Raw genomic sequence first — 20,280 nt, 5'->3', positions numbered from 1 at the left:
TGATCGACGCTGCGTCCACCCGTGACGTGAAGGCGGACCGCGCATGAGCGCCGTACAACTGGCACCCGAAGCACCGGGCGCCCCCGTCACCGTCGCGGCCACCGGGTTCCGACTCGCCGCCCGCCGGTTCCGCGGCAACACGCTCGCCGTGATCGGCCTGGCCGTGATCGTCGTCATCGTCCTGTTCTGCTTCGTCGGGCCGTTCCTGTACCCGACCGACCAGACCCACACCCTGCTCGAGCAGGCCAACCAGGGTCCGAGCGTGGCGCACTGGCTCGGCACCGATGCCGTCGGCCACGACGTGCTCGGCCGGCTGATGTACGGCGGCAAGGTCTCGCTCATGGTCGGCATCGCCGCCGGGGTCCTGGCCACCGTCGTCGGCACCCTGTGGGGTTCCGTCGCGGGCTACGTCGGCGGCTGGGTCGACGCGCTGATGATGCGCGTCGTCGACGCGGGCATCGCGATCCCGGCGCTGTTCATCCTGCTCGTCATCTCGGCCATCACGACCCCTGGTGTCGCGGGGCTCATCCTGATCCTCGGGCTGGTGTCGTGGCTGGTGCCGTCCCGCCTGATCCGCGCCGAGACCCTGACGCTGAAGAACCGCGACTACGTGCTCACCCTGCGCGCGATCGGTGGCTCGCACGCCCGCGCCATCGGCAAGCACCTGCTGCCGAACTCGGTGTCCACGATCGTCGTCGCCGCGACCTTCCAGGTCGCCGACGCGATCCTGCTCGTCGCCTACGTCTCGTACCTCGGGCTCGGCGTGCAGCCGCCCGCGACGGACTGGGGCGGCATGCTCTCGGCGGGACTCACCGCCGCGTACTCCGGACGCTGGTGGCTCATCGTGCCGCCGGGTCTGGCCGTGATCCTGATCGTCTGCGCGTTCAACGCCGTGGGCGACGGACTCCGGGACGCCTTCGACGTGAGGGGCCGCTGATGACCACCGAACCGATCCTGCGGACGACCGACCTCGGCGTCTCGTTCAGCACCGAGTCCGGCACCGTGTCGGCCGTCCGGGGCGTGTCCCTCTCGGTCGCGGCGGGCGAGACGCTCGCCCTGGTCGGCGAGTCCGGCTCCGGGAAGTCCACGGTGGCGCTCGCCGCGATGGGGCTGCTCTCCGGCAACGCGACCGCGACGGGCAGCGCGCTCGTCGCCGGGCACCAGGTGGTGGGCGCTCCCGAACCGTCACTGCGTGCGCTGCGGGGCTCGACGGTGTCGATGGTCTTCCAGGAGCCCGCGACGGCCCTCGACCCGCTCACCCGGGTCGGCGCGCAGATCGCCGAGGTGATCCGGAACCACCGCACGGTCACCGCCGCGCAGGCCGCGGCCGAGGCCGTCGACCTGCTCCGTCGCGTCGGGATCCCGTCGCCGGAGCAGCGGGCCCGGTCGTTCCCGTTCCAGCTGTCGGGTGGGCAACGCCAGCGCGTGGTGATCGCGATGGCGATCGCGAACTCGCCGAAGCTGCTCATCGCGGACGAGCCGACGACCGCCCTCGACGTGACCGTGCAGGCCGAGATCCTGGAACTGCTCCGGAAGCTCGCTGTCGACACCGGCACGGGCGTCCTGCTCGTGACGCACAACATGGGCGTCGTCGCGGACTTCGCAGACCGCGTCGCGGTCATGCTGCAGGGCGAGATCGTCGAGACCGGCAGCGTCGAGGACGTCCTGCTCCGTCCGGAGCACGAGTACACGAAGCGGCTGCTCGCCGCGGTGCCGCGGCTCGACGTGGCGGGCGACCGTCCCGCCGCTGCGGTCGACGCGGGGTCCGCTGACGCGGCGGCCGGGAGGCCCGGTGCGGCCCCGGTGGTCGACCTGCGGGACGTCACGGTGACGTTCGGGCGCGGGGCGCGCGCCGTCCACGCGTTGCAGGGGATCGACATCGCCGTGCACGCGGGCGAGACGGTCGGCCTGGTCGGCGAGTCCGGCTCCGGCAAGTCCACCGCTGCCCGGGTGGCGCTCGGGCTCATCACGCCGACGTCCGGCACCGTGTCGCTGTTCGGGCAGGACCTGCGCAGCGCCCGTGGCCGTGATCGTCGGGCGCTCCGGTCCGGCATCGGCGTCGTGCTGCAGGACCCGGTGGCCTCGCTCGACGCCCGGATGTCCGTGGCGGAGTGCATCGCCGAACCGCTCGCCGTGCACCGCCGTGGGATGTCGTCGGCGGACCGTCGTCGGCGGATCGACGAGGTGCTCGACGCCGTCCGGTTGCCGCGGTCGCTCGCCTCGCGTGCACCCCGTGAGCTCTCCGGCGGCCAGCGCCAGCGGGTGTCACTCGCCCGCGCCCTGGTGCTCGAGCCGCGGTTGCTCGTCGCCGACGAACCGACCTCGGCGCTCGACGTCAGCGTGCAGGAGACCGTCCTCGAGGTCCTCGGCGAACTGCAGGACGACCTGGGCTTCGCGTGCCTGTTCGTCTCGCACGACCTGGCCGTGGTGCAGCACTTCGCCGAGCGCGTCGTCGTGATGCGCCAGGGCGTCGTCGAGGAACAGGGCACCACCGGCACGACGCTGCTCCACCCCACCACCGACTACACGCGACGCCTGCTCGCCGCTGTACCCGTGCCGGACCCCGTCCTGCAACGGCAGCGTCGGACGGAGCGTCTCGCCTCGCTCGCGGCGGTGACCGCGTGAACCGGGTGATCGCCGGCGTCGACGTCGGCGGCACGAACACCAAGGTCGTGCTGACGACCCCGGACCTCGAGGTCATCGACCGCGTCGACCTGCCGACGCCCGCCCACGCGGGCGGGGCGGCGATCGTGACGGCCGCCGTCGGGGCGGTGACGGGCCTGCTCGTCCGGCACCGGGCCTCCTTGACGGGTGTCGGGGTGGGCGCGGCCGGCGTGGTCGACGCGGCCACGGGCACCGTCCTGGTGACGGGCAACTCGTTCACCGGCTGGGCCGGTTACGGCGTGACCCGCGCGGTCAACGACGCCCTCGGCGTGCCGGCGACGCTCGACAACGACGTGAACGCGTTCCTGCTCGGCGAGATCGCCACGGGTGCCGTCGCGGGGGAGTCCGACGTGCTCGGGATGACCCTCGGCACCGGGGTCGGCGGTGCGTTCGTGCTCGGCGGACGGCTGTTCGCGGGGCCGCGCGGGGCCGCCGGTGAGATCGGCCACGTGCCGGGCTTCGGTGACGCGCTGTGCACCTGCGGACAGATCGGGCACCTCGAGACCATCGCGGGCGCGCGGGGCATCGCCGACCGGTACGCCGAACGGTCCGGCCGGCGGCTGTCGGCGCGCGACGTCGCGGTCGCCGCGCGTGCCGGTGACACGGACGCCGCTGCCGTCTTCGAGGCCGCGGGCTGGGGACTGGCGCGCGCCGCCCTGCTCACCGCGGGGATCCTCGACGTCACGACGATCGTGATCGGCGGCGGCATCGCGCGGTCGTGGGATCTGCTCGAACCGGCCATCACCGCGGCGATCGCGGCCGAGCCCCCGGTGAGCGGCGCGACGATCCGGCTGGCGCAGTCGACCCTCGGGTCGGACGCCGTGGCGCTCGGTGCCGCGTCGCAGGTGCGGGCGTTGGTGCCGGAGGCCGAGTCGGTCTAGGGCTTCGTGCGTGTGATCTCCGGGCGGGCGCGGCTGGTGATGGCCGCGGGCCCCGTCCGTGCTGACGGGGTCGCTGATCCGTCAGCCGGCGCGTCCGTCGGTGGGTGCCGGCTCGGTGATCCGCTCACCGGTCGCCGGGTCCCACCCGATCGTGCGGGGTTCGGCGGGGCGATCGCGGCGCTCGGTCTTCGGGAAGAACCCTCGCGTGGACGGCAGGTAGCTCAGGACCGTCGCGGCGACGAGGGCGATCGGGTAGAGGAAGCCTGCGGCCCCCGCGCCGAGCACGAGCCCGACCACGGTGTTCACCACGGCGAAGCCGGCGACGATCGCGAGCCAGAGCCGTGCGGACGCCGATCCGCGGGCCATCCGGATCGCCAGCCAGACGAACAAGGCCGCGAAGGCGAGGCCGATGAAGGAGCCGACCAGTGCGACGGCGAGCCCACCGTCGGTGTGCACCACCGCGACGACCAGGAACCCGAGGCGGACGAGCACCACGGCGCACCAGATGCCGGACGCGATGGTGACGACGGTCGGGCGCGTCTTCCGCGCGGTGTTCGTGCTCATGTCGCCCCTTCGGTTTCCCGGTCGACACGATCCTAGGGCGACCGGGTCCGTCGAAGTGCGGACTGGTGCGGCCCTCGAACGAGGGTCAGGATGCTGCCTAGTTGCACAGCGCAACGGGTCAGGTGCTTCCCCGACAGAGGAGTCGTCATGAAGAAGTCCATCGCAGCCGCGTTCGCCGCCGCGGCCGTCATCACCGCGGGCGTGTTCGCCGCGTCACCCGCCTCGGCACTGCCGGCCAGCACGAAGGTCGTCGGTGGCGAGAAGGCCCCCACCACCTCGTGGGCGGTCCAGCTCGAAGCGTCGGGCGGCTCCATCCCGTCGGGCTACGTCAGCAACTGCACCGGCGAGCAGATCAACGCCTCGTGGATCCTCACCGCCCGTCACTGCATCGACGGCATCGGTGCGATGAACGTCTACCACTCCAACTCCACGACCAACCGGGGCACCGCCGTCGCCGTCGACCGCGTCAGCGCCTCGCCCGCGGGCGACATCGCACTCGTGCACCTGCGGACCGCCTACTCGCTGTCCACCTACGCGCCCCTCGACCTCACCGCGACCGCCAAGTCGAGCGGGACCGGCACCATCCAGGGCTACGGCCTGCGCGCGAACGCGACCCAGTCCGACGGGCTCTACCAGGCCACCGTCTCGCTCACCGGTGCGAGCACCGACGCGTACAGCGGTCGTGCGCAGCACCTCACCGGCGTGACCGGTGCCTCGAACCACGGCGACTCCGGCGGCCCGCTGCTCGTGAACGGCAAGGTCGTCGCCGTCTGCTCCACCGGTGACAGCGCCGACCCCGGCGCCGACACCAAGGCCGGCTCGAACTACGCCCTGCTGTCGCAGGCCTCGTCCTGGATCCGGACCACGGCCGGCGTCTGAACCACGTGACGGACGGGAGGCCCGTGGCGACGCCGCCACGGGCCTCCCGTCCGTCACCAGCCGTGTCCCAGGACCGCAGCGGCTGAACGCGCGTCCACGCGCGACGACGACAGTGGAACGCATGAGCCAGTACGACAAGCGCGATCCGAACACCCTCTACCCGGCCCCGCCGTACCCGAAGCAGGAGCAGTCGCTGCCGGGTGCCGCGTGGAAGATGGACCCGAAGCCCGACCACGGCGAGGAGAGCTACGTCGGCCGGGAGCGGCTGACCGGCTACCGCGGCATCATCACCGGCGCCGACTCCGGCATCGGTCGCGCCGCCGCCATCGCCCTCTCGCGTGAGGGAGCCGACCTGGTGCTGTCCTACCTGCCGGACGAGCAGGAGGACGCCGAAGAGGTCCGCGACCTGCTCGAGTCCGAGGGACGTCGCGCCGTGCTCTTCCCCGGGGACATCTCCGACGAGCAGTACTGCATCGACCTGGTGCAGAAGGGCGTCGACGAGTTCGGCGGTCTCGACACCCTGGTCATGGTCGCCGGCCGCATGGACAGCAACGAGGACATCCTGACCCTCGACACGTCGATGTTCGACTCGACGTTCAAGACCAACATCTACTCGCTGTTCTGGCTGACCAAGGCAGCGGTGCCGCACCTCGAGCCGGGCTCCACCATCGTGACGACCGGTTCGATCCAGGCGTCGACGCCGTCGGCCGACAAGATCGACTACGCCGTGTCGAAGGGCGCGATCAAGCTCTTCACCGAGGCCGTCGCCCAGCAGCTCGCGCCGAAGGGCATCCGCGTGAACTCCGTCGCACCGGGGCCGGTGTGGACGCCGCTGCAGCCGGGCTCTGACGATGCCGAGACGGTGTCGCACTTCGGCGAGACCTCGCCGTTCGGCCGGCCCGGTCAGCCCGCCGAGCTCGGTGCCGCGTACGTGCACCTGGTGAGCCCGGAGTCGAGCTACCAGTCGGGGTCCACGATCACGATCGCCGGCGGAACGCCCGCGTTCTGAGACTCGGAGGTACTGACATGTCCGCAGTGACGCACACCGTGCTGGTGGCGTGGGACGGGGCCGACCGATCCTCCGACGCTTCGGCGCTTTCGCGTGAGCACCTGCCACGGATCGACGGTGTCGAGTCCGTGCAGTCGGGCACGAGCGTGAGCACCGAGGGGCTGGAGGGCGGGTTCCACTGGATGCTCGTGGTCCGGTTCCGCGACCGCGAGGCGCTCGCCGGGTACCTGCCGCACCCGGAGCACCGGCCGGTAGCCGAGTTCATCGGCGGGGCGAGTGCCCGGGTCGTGGTCTTCGACGTCGAGGACGCCGCGTAGCCGGCAGCGCCTGACGACGGATCAGCGCCGGTCGATCGTGCTGACGATCATGCCGGTGCACACGAACAGGATGCCGCCGACGAACGCCGACGCTCCGACCACGGCACCTTCGACGCCACCGAGGATCAACGCCGCGATCGCACCCATCACGGCCAGGGGCACGCCGACCAGGTAGGCGACGAGCGTGGCTTCGGGGATGAGGTTCTGCGCGCCCACGTCAGTGCTGCTTCCGGCGGCGGGAGGCCTGCAGCGCGATGACCGCTGCTCCGGTGACGGCGAGCCCGCCGGCCCAGGGGAGCAGGTGCATCGCGTCGGAGCCCGTGTAGGCGAGCTCGCCCGTGGTGGCGGTCGACGTGGCGACCGTGCCCGTGGGGGAGACAGCCAGAGCCGCGGTGGGCTGGACCACGACCGTGAAGGCGGTCGCGAACCCGCTCGAGGCGACTTCGAGGGAGTGCGTCGACGCCTCGGGGAACGTGACGTCGGTCGCGACCCACGGATCGCGGCTCGGCGTGATGACGTCGGAAGGGTGATCCGAGGTCACCGTGAACGGCACCGGGTAGCCGTCGGCGTCATCGACCTCGTTGCCGAAGCGGTCGACCAGGTGGCCGCTGACGAGCAGGGTCCCGCCCTGGTCGATGGTGGGCTGGCCGCCCTCGAACCCGACCCCGAACCCGATGTACCCACCGTCGGGCTGACGGGTGGTCTCGTTCTCGAACGTCCAGACGGTGCCGTCGCGTTCGATGACCCAGCTGGTGGAGTGCGCGGTGAGGAAGGTGTCCTTGTCCTCGGCGTTGACCTCCACGCCGAGCGGTGCGGCGGCGTCGATCGTGATGTTGACGTACTGCGACGCGGTCGTGGTGCCGCTCGTCGCGACGATGCGGAACGCGTACGTGCCGGAGTAGCGGGGCGTCCCGGAGAGCGCGCCGGTGGCGTGGTCCAGGGACAGGCCGTACGGCAGGTACCCGGACTCGTCACCGTCGTCCTCGCTCGCGTACGGATCGTCGAGCGAGTAGTACGCAGCCGAGTACGTCGGTGTGGGGAAGCCCTCGGCGGCGAACGTGTGGGTGAAACGTTCACCGGCGACCGCGGAGAACGTGATCGGGTCGTCTTCGGTCGAGGCCTCCGGGAAGGTCGCCTCCTGCGTGACGACGGCCGTCGTGGTCGTCGCGGACTCGTCGGTGTCGCTGGTGATCGTGACGCGGATGGTCTTGCCGGCGTCCGAGGCAGCGACGACGTACGAGTCGGCGGTGACCGGCAAGGACGTGTCACCGCTGGTCCACGCGTAGGCCAGGTCGCCGGTGAAGTCGTGCCCGGTCGCGGTCAGGGTGCTGCCGACGGTCGCGTCCCCGGTGATCGTCGCGGTCGGCGAAGCGGCCGGTTCGGCTGCGACGGGCGCGGTGGGATCGGGAGTCGCAGTCGCGGCCGACGTGCTGACCGGCAGGGACGATTCCGCGGTGGGATCAGCTGTCGCCTCGGCCGTCGGCGTGGACGTCGCCCCGGGAACCGGCGGAGCCGACTCGTCAGCGCCGTCGGCCGTGCTGTCAGTGCCCTGCGCCGGGGACGCGGTCGCGGTCGTCGTCGGTGCGACGGGCTGCTCGTCGGCGAAGGCGGTCGTGGCCGTCAACGCGCTGAAGCCGGTGCTCAGGCCGATCACGGCGATGGTTGCGGCGATCGCGCAGGCGCGTCGAAGTGTTGCAGTGCTGTGCTGCACGGGTGGGTCCCCTCGGGTGTGCAGTCCGGCAGGAGACCGGACGTCTGAGATCGCCGGAAGCCGACGCTCTCGGATCGTAGCCAACCTTGGAACGGGCTGAGGGCCACGTCGCGAGCATCCCCCACGAATTGGGGGCGAGCGGTCACTCCACCAACGACTGCGTCCCGAGCACGATCGCCAGCGCCAACCGCTCGGCGTCCACCGACCCCGGCACGGCCGTGTAGGCCAGGATCCGCAGGTCCTCCGGCCCGACCACCAGGGTGTCGCAGTCGAGCGTGACGAGCCCGACGTCGGGGTGGTCGATCACCTTGCGGCGGGCCGTCTCGCCCAGGGTCGTCGCACCCGAGTCCCACAGCTCGACGAACCGCGGGCTCGCCGCCCGGAGATCATGCACGAGCCGCTGCAACTGCCGGTCGAGCGGGTAGCGGGCCGCGGTCATGCGGAGTCCGGCGACCAGGTTCTCCTCGAACGCCGCCTGTTCCGCGGGTGTGTGCACGGCGCGGCTGCCGGAGCCGACCAGGTGCCGCCATGCGGTGTTCCGCTCGTTCCCGCGCATCCCGCCGATCGGCCCCATCAGGGCTTCGTGCGGAGCGTTTGCGACGAGCAGGTTGCCGGCGGCGTCGAGCACCGCGACGGGGGTGTCGGCGAGCCGGTCGAGCAGCCGCTGCACGCTCGGCGGGATCCGCGACGGTACGACGTCCGCACCGGGGGTCGCGTGCCCGGCGAGCCGGTAGAGCAGCTCGCGCTCGGCGTCGGACACTCTGAGCGCCCGCGTCAGCGCCTCGACCACCTGGGCGGACGGCGACGTCGCGCGTCCCTGTTCCAAGCGCGTCAGGTAGTCGGCGGAGATCCCCGCGAGGCCCGCGAGTTCCTCACGCCGCAGCCCCGCCGCGCGACGCCGCGGCCCGACGGTCATGCCGGCGGCCGCGGGGGTGACGTGGTCGCGGAGCCGTCGCAGGGTGTGCCCGAAGTCCGTGTCCGCCATGCCACCAGTCTGCGCGCACGTCGCGGCCCCGTCCTGGCCCCACCAGTCCTACGACAACCGGGCGACTCCCTGCCGACCCGCGTCGAGCGCGACGCTGGACCCATGACAACGACACTCATCACCGGCGCCACCCGTGGCCTCGGCAAGGAAACCGCCCGCCAGCTCGTCGCAGCCGGCCACACCGTCTGGATCGGCGCTCGCGACGCCGACCAGGGCGCGGCCGTCGCCGCCGAGATCGGCGCACGCTCCGTCCAGCTCGACGTCCGCGACGACGACTCGGTCGCCGCAGCCTTCACGCACATCGCCGCGAACGGCGGCCTGGACGTCCTGGTCAACAACGCCGGCATCGCGATGTGGGGTCTGAACGGACCGGACGCGCTCGCCGTCTTCGACACGAACGCCGTCGGCATCGTCCGCACGACCGAGGCCGCGCTGCCGATCCTGCGCCGATCGACCAGCCCCCTCGTCGTCAACGTCGGCAGCGCGCTCGGCTCGTTCACGGCGGTCCACGACCCGGACAGCGCGGCGTCGACCGTGCAGGCCGCGGTCTACGGCGCGAGCAAATCGGCCGTCTCGATGCTCACGGTGCAGTACGCCCGCATCGCACCCGAGGTGCGCTTCGTCGTCCTCGAGCCCGGCTACACGGCGACCGAGCTCGGCGGGGTGCCGAACCCGCACGGTCGCCCCGTCGAGGTGAGCGCCGCGACCGTCGCGGCTGCGGCGAGCGTGGGCCCGGAGGGCCCGACCGGCGTGTTCCTGGAGGACGGCCAGCCGCTCGGGTGGTGACGTCGTGACGGACGGGAGGCACGGTGCCAGCTGGCACCGTGCCTCCCGTCCGCCGTGCGGTCGCGTCTACAGCAGCTGGCGCGCGTTGGTCGACGCGAGGTCCAGCAGCTCGTCGCCGCGACCGGACAGCACCGTGCGGATGGCGTAGAGCGTGAAGCCCTTCGCCTGCTCGAGCGTGACCGCCGGGGGCATCGAGAGCTCCTGCCGGTTCGCGCGGACGGACACGAGCGCGGGGCCGTCGTGCGCGAGCGCGGCGGCCATCGCGTCCTCGAAGTCGTCGGACACGTCGACCTTGAAGCCCTTGATGCCGATCGCCTCGGCGACCGCGGCGAAGTCCGGGTTCTGCAACTCGGTGCCGTAGTTCACGAACCCGGCAGCCTTCATCTCGAGCTCGACGAAGTTCAGCGACGAGTTGTCGAACACGACGATCTTCACGGGAAGCTTGTTCTGCACGATCGTGATGAGCTCGCCGAGCAGCATCGTCAGCCCGCCGTCACCCGCGAGCGCGATCACCTGGCGGTCCGGGAACGCCGTCTGCGCACCGATCGCCTGCGGGACGGCGTTCGCCATCGTGCCGTGCACGAACGAGCCGATCAGACGACGCTTGCCGTTCATCGTGAGGTAGCGCGACGCCCACACCACGGGGGAGCCGACGTCCGGGATGAACACGGCGTCCTGCGCGGCGATCCGGTCGAGCACCCGGGCGACGTACTGCGGGTGCAGCGGCTTCTTCTTGCCGGCGGGGACGGCCAGGTCGTCGAGCTTCTCGCGGGTCTTCCGGTAGCGCTTCAGCGATTCCTCGAGGTGCTTCGTCGGGTGCGAACCGGTCAGCAGCGGGATGAGCGCGAGGGCGGTGTCCTTGACGGTGCCGACCAGGCCGATGTCGACGGGGTGTCGCCGGCCGAGCTGCGACCCGCGGATGTCGACCTGCACGTGCTTCGCCTTGGCGGGGAAGAACTGCTGGTACGGGAAGTCGGTGCCGAGCATGAGCACGACGTCGGCGTCCTCCATCGCGCGGTACCCGGACGCGAAGCCGAGCAGACCCGTCATGCCGACGTCGTAGGGGTTGTCCCACTCGATGTGCTCCTTGCCGCGCAGGGCGTGCACGATCGGGGCCTGCAGGCGCTCGGCCAGCGCGATGACCTCGTCGTGGGCCCCGGCGACACCGGCGCCGGCCAGGATCGTGACCTTGTCGGCGCCGTTCAGCAGCTCGGCGGTGCGGAGCAGCTCGGCCTCGCTCGGCACGATGCGCGGCGTCGTGCGCTCGATGCGGGTGGTGCGGTCGTCCTTCGCCTCGGCGAGCAGGACGTCGCCGGGGATCACGAGCACCGCGACCCCGCGCTTCTCGACGGCTTCGCGCATCGCGATCTCGAGCAGGCGGGGCATCTGGGTCGGGTCGGCGACGTACTCGACGTAGACCGAGCACTCGCGGAACAGCTCCTGCGGGTGGGTCTCCTGGAAGTAGCCGGAGCCGATCTCGGCGGTGGGGATGTGCGCGGCGATCGCGAGGACCGGGACGCGCGACCGGTTGGCGTCGAACAGGCCGTTGATGAGGTGCAGGTTGCCGGGACCGCAGCTGCCGGCGCAGACCGCGAGCTCGCCGGTCAGTTCGGCCTCGGCGCTCGCGGCGAACGCAGCGGCCTCCTCGTGGCGGACGTGCTCCCACCGGATCGTGCCGTCCTTGCGCAGGGCGTCGGTGAAGCCGTTGAGGGAGTCCCCCGGCAGGCCGTAGACGCGGGCGACGTCGTTCTTGCGGAGGGTGGCGACGATGTTCTCGGCAACGGTTGGCATGCCTCCTGTCTACTCGCGGGCGGCTGCGCTGAGTGCTTTCAGAGGCTCGCCGGGCCCGTGGTCGGAGTCGGGGCTGGGACGATGGTCGGATGACCGACGCGCCGCTGCTCCGCCCCCGCCGACCGGAGTCCGACGGCACCGGGATCCTCGAGCCGTCGCCCTACCCGCTCGTCTCCGTCGCGATCGCGGTCATCGCCGTGGTCGTCATCACGCTCGTCGGGTTCGCCCTCGGCACGGTCGACCTCGGACTGTCGAAGGCCCTGAACGCCCTGCACACCGGCGCGATCGGGGCGTTCACCACCGCCGTCTACCACGTCATCAGTCCGGGTCCGGCGATCGGGATCACCGTCGTCGTCGTGGCCGTGATCTGGTGGCGCACCCGGAGTCTCCGCCCGGCCCTGGCCTTCGGCGGCACGATCGCCATCACGTGGGTGCCGTCCGCGGTCGTGAAGGAGATCGTCCACCGCGCCAGGCCCGACGTCGCCGTGCTGCCGCACCCGTTCCCGGTGCAGCCCGACCCCGGGTACCCGAGCGGGCACACCGTCTACATCACGGCGTTCGTGATCGCGCTGATCTGGCTGCTGCGCGAGACCCGGTGGCACCGACTCGCACGGACGCTCGGGGTCGTCGCGATCGTGGTGGTGTTCTTCTCGGTGTCGATCGACGCGGTGCACTACCCGACCGACGCGGTGGCCTCGATCCTGTGGGCGCTCGCCGTGGCCCCGGGGGTGCGGGTGGTGTGGGTCGACTGGCTCATGCCGCGGATCCCGTTCCTGCGGGGTCGGTGACCGACTCGGTACGACGTCCTCGATGTCGTGCGACGTCGAGGACGTCGTACCGGGTCAAGCCAGGCGGGTGCGTCCTCGGGCGACGAGCAGCGCCACGACGGCCACCACGGCGGACGCGAGCATCACGATCGCCAGCGGTGCCGCCGTCACCGAGCCGCCGATGCTGACGAGCGGCGACACCAGCGCCGCGAGCCCGAACTGCAGCGCACCGAGTACGGCCGACGCGCTGCCGGCAGCGGCGGGGACCGCGCCGAGGGCCAGTGCCGTGGCGTTGCCGAGCACCAGTCCGAGCGACCCGACCGCGGTGAACAGCGGGACCGCGAGCCAGAACACGGGCGCCGCGAAGACGACGAGCAGCGCGAACGCGACCGTCGAGGCGAACACCAGGGCGATGCCGAGCGACAGCACGCCGGTGACCGAACGCGTCTCGGTGAGCTTGGCGGACACGATGCTCACGCCCATCAGGGCCAGCGCGTTCAGCCCGAACGCCAGGCCGTAGCCGACGGTGCCGAGCCCGATCATGTCCTGGTACAGGAACGGCGAGGCGGAGATGTACGCCATCATCACGGCGAACGCGAAGCCGAACACGGCGATGTAGCCGAGGAAGGTGCGGGAGCGCAGCGCACGGAGCGGCGAACCGGAGCCCTTCCGCTCCTCGCGCAGCACGTCGCGGTGCGCCTTCAGGTGGGTCTCACGGATGACGGCGAGCACCGCGACGAGCATGACCACGGACAGACCGAGCACGATCGACAGCAGGCCGCGCCAGCCGATCGGACCGGTGAGCAGGCCACCGAGCAGCGGAGCGACGACGGGGGCGACCCCGCCGACGATCATCATGAGCGAGAACGCGCGGGCTGCGGGCTTGCCGGTCGCGAGATCGGAGATGACCGCACGGCTGATCACCATGCCGGCCGCACCGCCCAGGCCCTGCAGGAGTCGAGCCGCGATGAGCACGCCGATGTTCGGTGCGAACACGGCGGCGACGCTCGCGAGGACGCACAGTGCCGCGCCGGCGATGAGCGGCGGCACGCGGCCGAACCGGTCGGACAGCGGGCCGAAGACGAGCTGGCCGGCCGTGACGCCGACCAGGAACGCGGTCAGGGTGAGCTGCACGGTGGTGGCGCTCGCACCGAGCTCGGTGGTCATCTGCGGGAACGCCGGCAGGTACAGGTCGGTGGCGAAGGGGGCGACGGCGCTGAGCAGGCCGAGCACCAGCAGCAGCGGTGTCGTGATGCCCTGCTGCCTGGTCGTGGGTGTCGCGGCGTGCGCGCGGATGGTTCCGGTGTCCGTGGTCATTGTTATGAAAGCATAACTCATTGCCGATCCTCGGTACAGTACGGACATGCACTCCGCCGTGTCCGACCACGTCCTCGCCGACCTCGCCGACGTCGTGCTGCGGATCTCGCGGGAGATCGACCCGCACGGTGCCGGGGCGCTCGACATCGTGCCGCTCACCGGGACCGAGGCGCTCGTGATGCGTTGGGTCGACCGCAACCCGGGCACCTCGCCGAGCGCAACGGCCGAGGCGACGGCACTCAAGCGCAGCAACCTCAGCGTCGCGCTGCGGTCCCTGGTGGAGAAGGGGATGGTCGAACGTCGGCAGGACCCGGACGATGCGCGGACCGTGCAGCTGCACTCGACCGACGTGGCGCGGGAGAGCATCGGACGCCTCCGCGCGCACTGGGCCGGCAAGCTCCGCGCCGCGCTCGGCGGCGACGACCACGGGGTGTCCGAGGCGCGCGCGCTGCTCGACCGGATCGACGAGGGGCTGCGCGGGGTCTAGTCCTGCGGCGCGTCGTCCTCGATCGGCAGCAGCCGCCGAGCGCCGTGGCCTTCGTCGCCGAGCGTGTCGCCCGGGTTCACCACCGAGCACGCCCCGAGCGAGACGCAGCCGCACCCGATGCACTGCGTCATCTCCTGCTGCAGCCGCTCGAGTTCCAGCTGGCGGGCCCGGAGTCGCGCACGCCACCGCTCGTTCAGCCGGTTCCAGTCGCGCAGGGACGGCATCCGGTCGGCCGGCAGCGTGCCGAACTGCTCGGCCACCTCGCTGAGCGGGATGCCCAGGCGCTTCGCCACCTGGATGATCGCGATCCGCCGTTCGACGTGTCGCGGGTACATGCGGGTGCCGCCGTCGGTGCGCTCGGGGCGGATCAGGCCCTTGCGCTCGTAGAAGTGCAGGGCCGACGCGGCGACGCCGGTGCGTCGGACGATCTCGCCGATCGGGAGCAGGTCGGTCGGGCGGGGCGGCTGGATCTCGACCATGGTCGAGATCTTACGGTGGCTCGGACGGGAGGCCCGTGGCGGGCCCGCCACGGGCCTCCCGTCCGTCCGTTGGTCACGTCTACCGCTGCTGGAACGACTCCCAGAGCAGGAACGCGGTGAACAGGACGAACGGCGTGCACGCCACCACGTTGAGCCACCGGTGCTCGACGACCACCGCGACGAACTCGCGCAGGAACGCGCTCGGCACGTAGTACGGCGCCGTCCGCGAACCCACCACCTGTGCCGGCAGGTCGAGCCGCCGGGCCAGGGTGGCGGCGCGGAGCACGTGGTAGTTGTTCGTGACCACGACGACCTGACCGTCGCGCCCGGCCTCGGCCTGCACGGCGCGCGAGAACCGCAGGTTCTCACGGGTGTTGCGTGACTCGGTCTCGGGCCGGACGTCCTCGGGATCTGCGCCGTTCGCCAACAGGTACTCGGCCATCGCGGTGCCCTCGGGGCGAGGCTCGTCGTCGCCCTGCCCGCCGGAGGGGATCAACAGCGGCCGGCGCCCGGCGGCCCGCTCGGCGCGGTAGACCACGAGCGCCCGGTCGAGACGGCTGCGGAGCAGGGGCGGCACCTCGCCGCGGATCAGCCCGGAACCGAGGACGACGATCGCGTCCGGCACCGTCCCGTGGCGCATCCGGCCGTAGACCACGAAGTACACGGCGAACGCGATGAGGGACACCGCGAAGTACCCGCAGACGAACACCATCAGCACGGCGACCGCGATCCGGGTGCCGTCCCAGAGCGTGAAGCCCTCGCCGCTGGCGGACACGAACAGTGCGATGGCGACCGCGGGCAGCACGAACACGAGCACCCCGGCGACCAGCGACAGCGTGTTGCCGAGGCTGCGCCCCTCGGAGCGGAGCATTCGGAACCCGTTCGCGATGAGCGCCACACCGAGGACGACCACCGCGAGCGGGACGAGCAGCAGCACGGTGCCGACGAGCAGACTGAACCCGGGGACCACGAGCGTCAGGGCGGTCACGGCCGTGGCGAGCGCGAAGAACGCGGCTGCGGTCAGGAACACCCCGTTGCGGAGCATCCGCGGGTCACGCCGCCTGCTCACGACGTACAGCAGCAGGAACACCAGCGCGAACAGGGCGGGCGCACCCACGGCGGTCATCGGTCGGCCGTACGGAGCGCGGTCATGCGCTCCACGCTACCGGTCGGGGATCAGGAGACCGCCCGGCGGATCAGATCGGCGACGGTCGCTTCATCCGCCTCGGAGAACCCCGGCGTGATCGCCCACGACGTCGGCCAGAACGTCCCGTCGTCGAGCGCGGCCGAGTCCTGGAACCCGAGCGTCGCGTAACGGGCCGTGAACTTCGCGGCGTCCTGGAAGAAGAACGCCGCCTTGCCGTCCTTGTAGTACGCGGGCATGCCGTACCAGAGCTTCGGTGCGAGGTCGGGCGACACCTCGAGCGCGATGCGGTGGATGCGTTCCGCGAGCCCGCGGTCGGGCTGGGGCATCTCCGCGATCTTCGCCTCGACCGCAGCGGCGTCCGCTGCCGCCTTCTCCGCCTTGGTGCCCTTCGTACCGCGGGTGCGTCTGACCTCGGCGGCGTGCTCCTGCATCGCCGCGCGTTCCTCGTCGGTGAAGGTGCCCTCGGTCTTCGTCGTCCGTGCCATGGTCGTGCCCTTCCGTGTCGGTGCGACGATCATGCACCCGATCGCGCGTGCTGCGCTCGTCCGATGGTGCCGGTGGCAGGCTCGGTCCATGACCTACATCGCCAGCGACGACCGCTACGACTCGATGACGTACCGCCGCACCGGCCGCTCTGGCCTCGACCTGCCGTTGCTCTCCCTGGGGTACTGGCACAACTTCGGTGACGACGTGCCGTTCGAGACGCAGCGCGCGATCAGCCGTCGCGCCTTCGACCTCGGGATCACGCACCACGACCTCGCGAACAACTACGGCCCGCCGTACGGAGCCGCCGAGGTGAACTTCGGGCGCCTGATGCGTGAGGACTTCCGGCCGTACCGCGACGAGATGGTCGTGTCGACCAAGGCCGGGTGGGACATGTGGCCGGGGCCGTACGGTCAGGGTGGCGGTTCGCGGAAGTACGTGCTGGCCTCGCTCGACCAGTCCCTGCAGCGGACGGGTCTCGACTACGTCGACGTCTTCTACTCGCACCGCCTCGACGCCTCGACCCCGCTCGAGGAGACGATGGGTGCGCTGCACACCGCGGTCCAGCAGGGCAAGGCGCTCTACGTCGGCATCTCGTCGTACGACGCGGAACGCAGCCGCCAGGCCGCCGCGATCCTGCGCGACCTCGGGACCCCGCTCCTCATCCACCAGCCGTCGTACTCGATGCTCAACCGCTGGATCGAGACCGAGGGGCTGCTCGACGCCGCCGGCGAGCTCGGCTTCGGCGTGATCGGGTTCACCGCGCTCGCGCAGGGCCTGCTCACCGGCAAGTACCTGGACGGGGTGCCCTCGGACTCCCGAGCCGCCGCCGGCAAGTCGCTCGACGCCTCGAGCATCACCCCGGAGGTCGTCGGGCACCTCCGGGCACTGGACGACGTCGCCGCGGCTCGTGGACAGTCCCTGGCGCAGCTCGCCCTGGCCTGGGCGCTCCGTGACGAGCGGGTGACCTCGCTCGTGATCGGGGCGTCGAAGGTGTCGCAGCTCGAGGACAACGTCGCGGCGCTGGCGAACACCTCGTTCACCGACGAGGAGCTCCGCATCATCGACGAGCACTCCGTCGGCATCACCGACGTCGACCTGTGGGCGGGCGCGCGTGCCGGCGAGGTCTCCTGACCGCGGACCTACGAGCGGTTCGGTCCGGCGCCCACCGGGGTCCGACCGCGCAGTCGCTCGCGGCTGAGCGCCGGCAGGGCGAACCCGGTGTCCCGTTCGAGCACGTGGGTGCCCGGCGCGACGATCGCGTCGATCGCGTCGAGCAGCCCGTCGTCGAGGAGGATCTCGGACGCCTGCACGTAGGCGTCCACGTGCGACACGGTGCGCGGCCCGATCACCACCGAGGACACGTCCGGGTGGGTCAGGGCGAAGGCGACCGCGAGCTCCGACACCGTGAACCCGGCGTCGTCGGCCAGTCGTCCGAGCCGGTCGGCGACGTCGAGCTTCCGACGGTTCCGCGGGGCGCCGATGTCGTACGCGTCCGGCTGTTCGTCGACGTGCGGTGAACGAGGTTGGACGGTGCCGTTGCGGTAGGTGCCCGCGAGCCAGCCGCCGGCGAGGGGTGCTCCGGCCAGGACCCCGAGACCGAAGCGACGGGCGACCGGGAACACCGTGCGCTCCGCCGTGCGGGTGAGGATCGAGTAGGGCACGTGGGTGGCGGTGGCGCTCTTCGACCCGGACCGCAGCCACTGCGCCTCGACGAGCTCCTCGGCCGGGAACCCGGGGAGCCCGAAGGCCCGGATCTTGCCCTGTGCCACCAGGTCGGCGAGGGCGTCGAGCGTCTCGTCGAGCGACGTCGCCGGGTCCGGCAGTGCCGGCTGGTACAGGTCGATGACGTCGGTGCCGAGTCGCTGCAGGCTCCGCTCCACGGCACGGAACATCCACCGCCGCCCGTTGCCCCGGTGCGCCGGGTCCTGGTCGACCGGGGCGCCGAACCGCACCGACAGGAACACGTCCTCGCGCCGTCCGGCGATCGCCGCGCCCACAGCCGTCTCGGCCAGGCCCGCGCCGTCGGCGTCCGAGACGTCGACCGACGTCACACCGCGGGTGAGCGCCTCGAGCACGAGGGTCACTCCGGCCGACGGGTCGTGGGCCGCGACGCCGGCGACGGCACGCGTCCCGAGCGTCAGCGAGCTGACGGGCGCCCCCGTGCGCCCCATGCGTCGCTGTTCCATGCGCGCCACGATATGGGCCGAGCGGGCCGCAGGACGGTCCGGTGACGAAGCATTACCCCTGGCCCCGACCGGAACGGTTGGTACGATGGGAGCAGTTCTGAAACACGCAGTGTGTATCTACCGGCCGCCGGCTCCCCGGCGGACAACGGCGGCACCCGATGGGTCCGCCCCCACCGAACCGGGCCGGGCCGAGAAGGCACACCCCCATGCTCCACACCAGTCCCACCCCGTCCGCGCCCGCCCCGGAGCGCACGGACACCGCGACCGCCGGAGACGCCTCGCTCGTCTCCCTCGCCGGACGCTGGTACTTCCCGGTGGCGTTCATCGCCCGCCTGCCGTTCGCCATGATGGTCGTCGGGGTCCTCACCCTCGTCGTGGCCGCGCGTGACTCCGTCGCCCTCGGCGGCGTCAACTCCGCCTCGGTCGGCATCGGTGCCGCGGTGTTCGGACCGATGGTCGGCGCCGCCGCGGACCGGTTCGGCCAGCGTGCCGTGCTCGTCCCCGTCGGCCTCGTCAACGCGGCGCTGCTCGGCGCGTTCCCCTTCGTCGTCAGCGGCAGCGCGCCGGACCTGGCCGTGCTCGCGATGGCGTTCTGCATCGGGGCGTCCGCGCCCCAGGTCGCGCCGATGTCCCGTACCCGGCTCGTCGCCATCATCGCGCAGCGCATGCGGCCGGCCCGCCGCGAGAAGACCCTCAGCGGCACGATGGCGTACGAGTCCGCCGCCGACGAGACCGTCTTCATCATCGGCCCGTTCCTGGTCGGCATCCTCGCCAGCGCGATCGCCCCCTGGGTCGCCGTGGCCGGTGCCTCGGCCCTGACCTTCGTGTTCGTGACCGCCTTCGCGCTGCACCCCACCGGCAAGCTCGTGCTCGGGCAGCACGAGGAACTGACCCAGGCCCCGGCGCGCCAACTCCTGCGTCCGCGGCTCGTCGTCGTGGTCGGCGGGATCCTCGGCATCGGCCTGTTCTTCGGCTCGACCCTGACGTCGCTGACGGCGTTCATGGAGACCCACGGCGAGGCGTCCCAGGCCGGCCTGCTCTACGGCCTGATGGGCATCGGTTCGGCCGGACTCGCCCTCGGGTCCGCAGCGTTCCCGCGGTCGTTCGGCCTCGGCTGGCGCTGGCTCGTGTTCGGTGTCGTGCTGCTCGGCGGCGCGATCGCGTTCTCGCAGGCCGACTCCGTCGTGGCGGTCGGCATCGTCCTGGCGATCATGGGCGTCGGCATCGGTCCGACCCTCGTCGCGCAGTACAGCCTCGGTTCGGACCGTTCACCGGTCGGCCGGTCCGCGACCACGATGACGATCCTCGGTTCCGCCGTGATCGTCGGGCAGTCGATCGCCTCCGCCATCACGGGCGACCTGGCGGAGCAGCACGGCACAGCCGCGGCGATGGTGCTCCCCGCCGCCTCGGCAGCGGTCGTCGTGCTGGCAGCCGTCGTCAACCTGCTGCTGCGGCGCCGGACGGCCGCCTGACGATCAGGACTCGGTGTCGTCGACCAGCAGGTCCTCGTGCCGGTAGTCGTCCGCCCGCAGCCCGGCGCGGGCGATCATGTGCGTCGAGACGGGCACCAGGAACAGCTGGAACACCATGATGGGCAGGACGACCCAGAACGCCGTCCAGGTCCCCACCGCGACCACGATCGCGGCCAGGGCGAACGCCAGCCCGAGCACCTGCGGCTTCGCCATGGCGTGCAGGCGGACGAGCGGGTCCGGGAACCGCACGATGCCGACGCCGGCGCCGAGGGACAGCAGCGAGCCGATGAGCAGCAGGGCGAGTGCGATCCACGCCCGCACGCCGGCGCCGTCGAGGAACGCCTGGATCATC

General features: G+C 71.8%; 22 protein-coding genes. 11 read left to right on the top strand and 11 right to left on the bottom strand.

Annotated elements, in window-relative coordinates; all coding sequences use genetic code 11:
* Positions 1 to 43 precede the first annotated feature (43 nt).
* From ITJ60_RS18285 to ITJ60_RS18275, 3 genes are read left to right on the top strand one after another with little or no spacing between them, the layout of a single operon-like run.
* Positions 44 to 937 carry an ABC transporter permease gene (locus tag ITJ60_RS18285; RefSeq protein WP_194648971.1) on the top strand — a complete coding sequence of 298 codons (894 nt, stop codon included), beginning with the start codon at positions 44 to 46 and terminating at the stop codon, positions 935 to 937.
* Entirely contained in the window at positions 937 to 2,625 is a 1,689-nt protein-coding gene (locus ITJ60_RS18280; protein WP_194648970.1) for a dipeptide ABC transporter ATP-binding protein, read from the top strand. Before ITJ60_RS18285 ends, ITJ60_RS18280 begins: the two co-directional genes overlap by 1 nt.
* The gene (locus ITJ60_RS18275; RefSeq protein WP_214547413.1) at positions 2,622 to 3,545 is read left to right on the top strand and encodes an ROK family protein; all 924 of its coding nucleotides are present in this window, start codon (positions 2,622 to 2,624) and stop codon (positions 3,543 to 3,545) included. The genes ITJ60_RS18280 and ITJ60_RS18275 overlap by 4 nt, the downstream gene beginning before the upstream one ends.
* An 81-nt stretch (positions 3,546 to 3,626) precedes the next feature.
* On the opposite strand, the gene ITJ60_RS18270 is transcribed toward ITJ60_RS18275, so the two are convergent.
* Entirely contained in the window at positions 3,627 to 4,109 is a 483-nt protein-coding gene (locus tag ITJ60_RS18270; RefSeq protein WP_194648969.1) for a hypothetical protein, read from the bottom strand.
* Between the two features lie 147 nt (positions 4,110 to 4,256).
* Between ITJ60_RS18270 and ITJ60_RS18265 the strand changes: the two genes are divergently transcribed.
* The 3 genes from ITJ60_RS18265 (at position 4,257) to ITJ60_RS18255 (ending at position 6,314) form a co-directional block, all read left to right on the top strand.
* Positions 4,257 to 4,988 (top strand): S1 family peptidase, encoded by a 732-nt coding sequence (locus ITJ60_RS18265; protein WP_123671152.1) that lies wholly within the window; start codon positions 4,257 to 4,259, stop codon positions 4,986 to 4,988.
* 121 nt (positions 4,989 to 5,109) lie between these two features.
* Entirely contained in the window at positions 5,110 to 5,997 is an 888-nt protein-coding gene (locus ITJ60_RS18260) for an SDR family oxidoreductase (protein WP_194648968.1), read from the top strand.
* A 17-nt stretch (positions 5,998 to 6,014) separates the two neighbouring features.
* Positions 6,015 to 6,314 carry a Dabb family protein gene (locus ITJ60_RS18255; protein WP_194648967.1) on the top strand — a complete coding sequence of 100 codons (300 nt, stop codon included), beginning with the start codon at positions 6,015 to 6,017 and terminating at the stop codon, positions 6,312 to 6,314.
* Positions 6,315 to 6,335: 21 nt separating this feature from the next.
* Here the strand turns inward: ITJ60_RS18255 and ITJ60_RS18250 are convergent, their stop codons facing one another.
* The 3 genes from ITJ60_RS18250 to ITJ60_RS18240 form a co-directional block, all read right to left on the bottom strand.
* Positions 6,336 to 6,530: a hypothetical protein gene (locus ITJ60_RS18250; RefSeq protein ID WP_194648966.1), complete on the bottom strand. Its 195-nt coding sequence runs from the start codon at positions 6,528 to 6,530 to the stop codon at positions 6,336 to 6,338.
* 1 nt (position 6,531) lies between these two features.
* Positions 6,532 to 8,025, bottom strand: a complete 1,494-nt coding sequence (locus ITJ60_RS18245; RefSeq protein WP_194648965.1) for a putative Ig domain-containing protein — start codon at positions 8,023 to 8,025, stop codon at positions 6,532 to 6,534.
* 142 nt (positions 8,026 to 8,167) lie between these two features.
* The gene (locus tag ITJ60_RS18240) at positions 8,168 to 9,010 is read right to left on the bottom strand and encodes a helix-turn-helix transcriptional regulator (RefSeq protein ID WP_194648964.1); all 843 of its coding nucleotides are present in this window, start codon (positions 9,008 to 9,010) and stop codon (positions 8,168 to 8,170) included.
* A gap of 102 nt (positions 9,011 to 9,112) precedes the next feature.
* Here ITJ60_RS18240 and ITJ60_RS18235 point away from each other — a divergent pair, with 102 nt between their 5' ends.
* Positions 9,113 to 9,796, top strand: a complete 684-nt coding sequence (locus ITJ60_RS18235) for an SDR family NAD(P)-dependent oxidoreductase (RefSeq protein WP_194648963.1) — start codon at positions 9,113 to 9,115, stop codon at positions 9,794 to 9,796.
* Between the two features lie 66 nt (positions 9,797 to 9,862).
* On the opposite strand, the gene poxB is transcribed toward ITJ60_RS18235, so the two are convergent.
* Entirely contained in the window at positions 9,863 to 11,587 is a 1,725-nt protein-coding gene (poxB, locus tag ITJ60_RS18230) for a ubiquinone-dependent pyruvate dehydrogenase (protein ID WP_159570631.1), read from the bottom strand.
* An 89-nt stretch (positions 11,588 to 11,676) separates the two neighbouring features.
* Here poxB and ITJ60_RS18225 point away from each other — a divergent pair, with 89 nt between their 5' ends.
* Positions 11,677 to 12,375, top strand: coding sequence for a phosphatase PAP2 family protein (locus ITJ60_RS18225; protein ID WP_194648962.1), 699 nt, complete (start codon positions 11,677 to 11,679; stop codon positions 12,373 to 12,375).
* A gap of 54 nt (positions 12,376 to 12,429) precedes the next feature.
* Here the strand turns inward: ITJ60_RS18225 and ITJ60_RS18220 are convergent, their stop codons facing one another.
* Entirely contained in the window at positions 12,430 to 13,692 is a 1,263-nt protein-coding gene (locus tag ITJ60_RS18220) for a multidrug effflux MFS transporter (RefSeq protein ID WP_228510644.1), read from the bottom strand.
* Between the two features lie 25 nt (positions 13,693 to 13,717).
* On the opposite strand from ITJ60_RS18220, the gene ITJ60_RS18215 reads away from it, so the two are divergent.
* Entirely contained in the window at positions 13,718 to 14,158 is a 441-nt protein-coding gene (locus ITJ60_RS18215) for a MarR family winged helix-turn-helix transcriptional regulator (protein WP_228510643.1), read from the top strand.
* Here the strand turns inward: ITJ60_RS18215 and soxR are convergent.
* The 3 genes from soxR to ITJ60_RS18200 all read right to left on the bottom strand — a co-directional run bounded on the left by soxR (position 14,155) and on the right by ITJ60_RS18200 (position 16,269).
* Complete coding sequence (soxR, locus tag ITJ60_RS18210; protein ID WP_111085894.1) at positions 14,155 to 14,637, bottom strand: redox-sensitive transcriptional activator SoxR; 483 nt, start codon at positions 14,635 to 14,637, stop codon at positions 14,155 to 14,157. The genes ITJ60_RS18215 and soxR overlap by 4 nt on opposite strands.
* 79 nt (positions 14,638 to 14,716) lie before the next feature.
* On the bottom strand, positions 14,717 to 15,763 hold the full coding sequence (locus ITJ60_RS18205) for a YdcF family protein (protein WP_194648961.1): 1,047 nt from the start codon (positions 15,761 to 15,763) through the stop codon (positions 14,717 to 14,719).
* Between the two features lie 50 nt (positions 15,764 to 15,813).
* Complete coding sequence (locus tag ITJ60_RS18200; protein ID WP_228510642.1) at positions 15,814 to 16,269, bottom strand: iron chaperone; 456 nt, start codon at positions 16,267 to 16,269, stop codon at positions 15,814 to 15,816.
* 88 nt (positions 16,270 to 16,357) lie between these two features.
* Between ITJ60_RS18200 and mgrA the strand changes: the two genes are divergently transcribed.
* The gene (mgrA, locus tag ITJ60_RS18195; protein ID WP_194648959.1) at positions 16,358 to 17,401 is read left to right on the top strand and encodes an L-glyceraldehyde 3-phosphate reductase; all 1,044 of its coding nucleotides are present in this window, start codon (positions 16,358 to 16,360) and stop codon (positions 17,399 to 17,401) included.
* Positions 17,402 to 17,409: 8 nt separating this feature from the next.
* Here mgrA and ITJ60_RS18190 read toward each other — a convergent pair whose 3' ends face one another.
* The gene (locus tag ITJ60_RS18190) at positions 17,410 to 18,456 is read right to left on the bottom strand and encodes an aldo/keto reductase (RefSeq protein WP_194648958.1); all 1,047 of its coding nucleotides are present in this window, start codon (positions 18,454 to 18,456) and stop codon (positions 17,410 to 17,412) included.
* Between the two features lie 206 nt (positions 18,457 to 18,662).
* On the opposite strand from ITJ60_RS18190, the gene ITJ60_RS18185 reads away from it, so the two are divergent.
* Positions 18,663 to 19,928, top strand: a complete 1,266-nt coding sequence (locus ITJ60_RS18185) for an MFS transporter (RefSeq protein WP_194648957.1) — start codon at positions 18,663 to 18,665, stop codon at positions 19,926 to 19,928.
* 3 nt (positions 19,929 to 19,931) lie between these two features.
* Here the strand turns inward: ITJ60_RS18185 and ITJ60_RS18180 are convergent, their stop codons facing one another.
* The gene (locus ITJ60_RS18180; RefSeq protein ID WP_228505532.1) at positions 19,932 to 20,279 is read right to left on the bottom strand and encodes a cation:proton antiporter; all 348 of its coding nucleotides are present in this window, start codon (positions 20,277 to 20,279) and stop codon (positions 19,932 to 19,934) included.
* Between the last annotated feature and the right edge of the window lies 1 nt (position 20,280).

It is taken from the genome of Curtobacterium sp. VKM Ac-2884 (genome assembly GCF_015350945.1).
In the GTDB taxonomy this organism is placed as follows: Bacteria; Actinomycetota; Actinomycetes; order Actinomycetales; family Microbacteriaceae; genus Curtobacterium.
The sequence above is the reverse complement of the archived record's forward strand: the minus strand, read 5'-3'. Positions and strand labels throughout refer to the sequence as shown.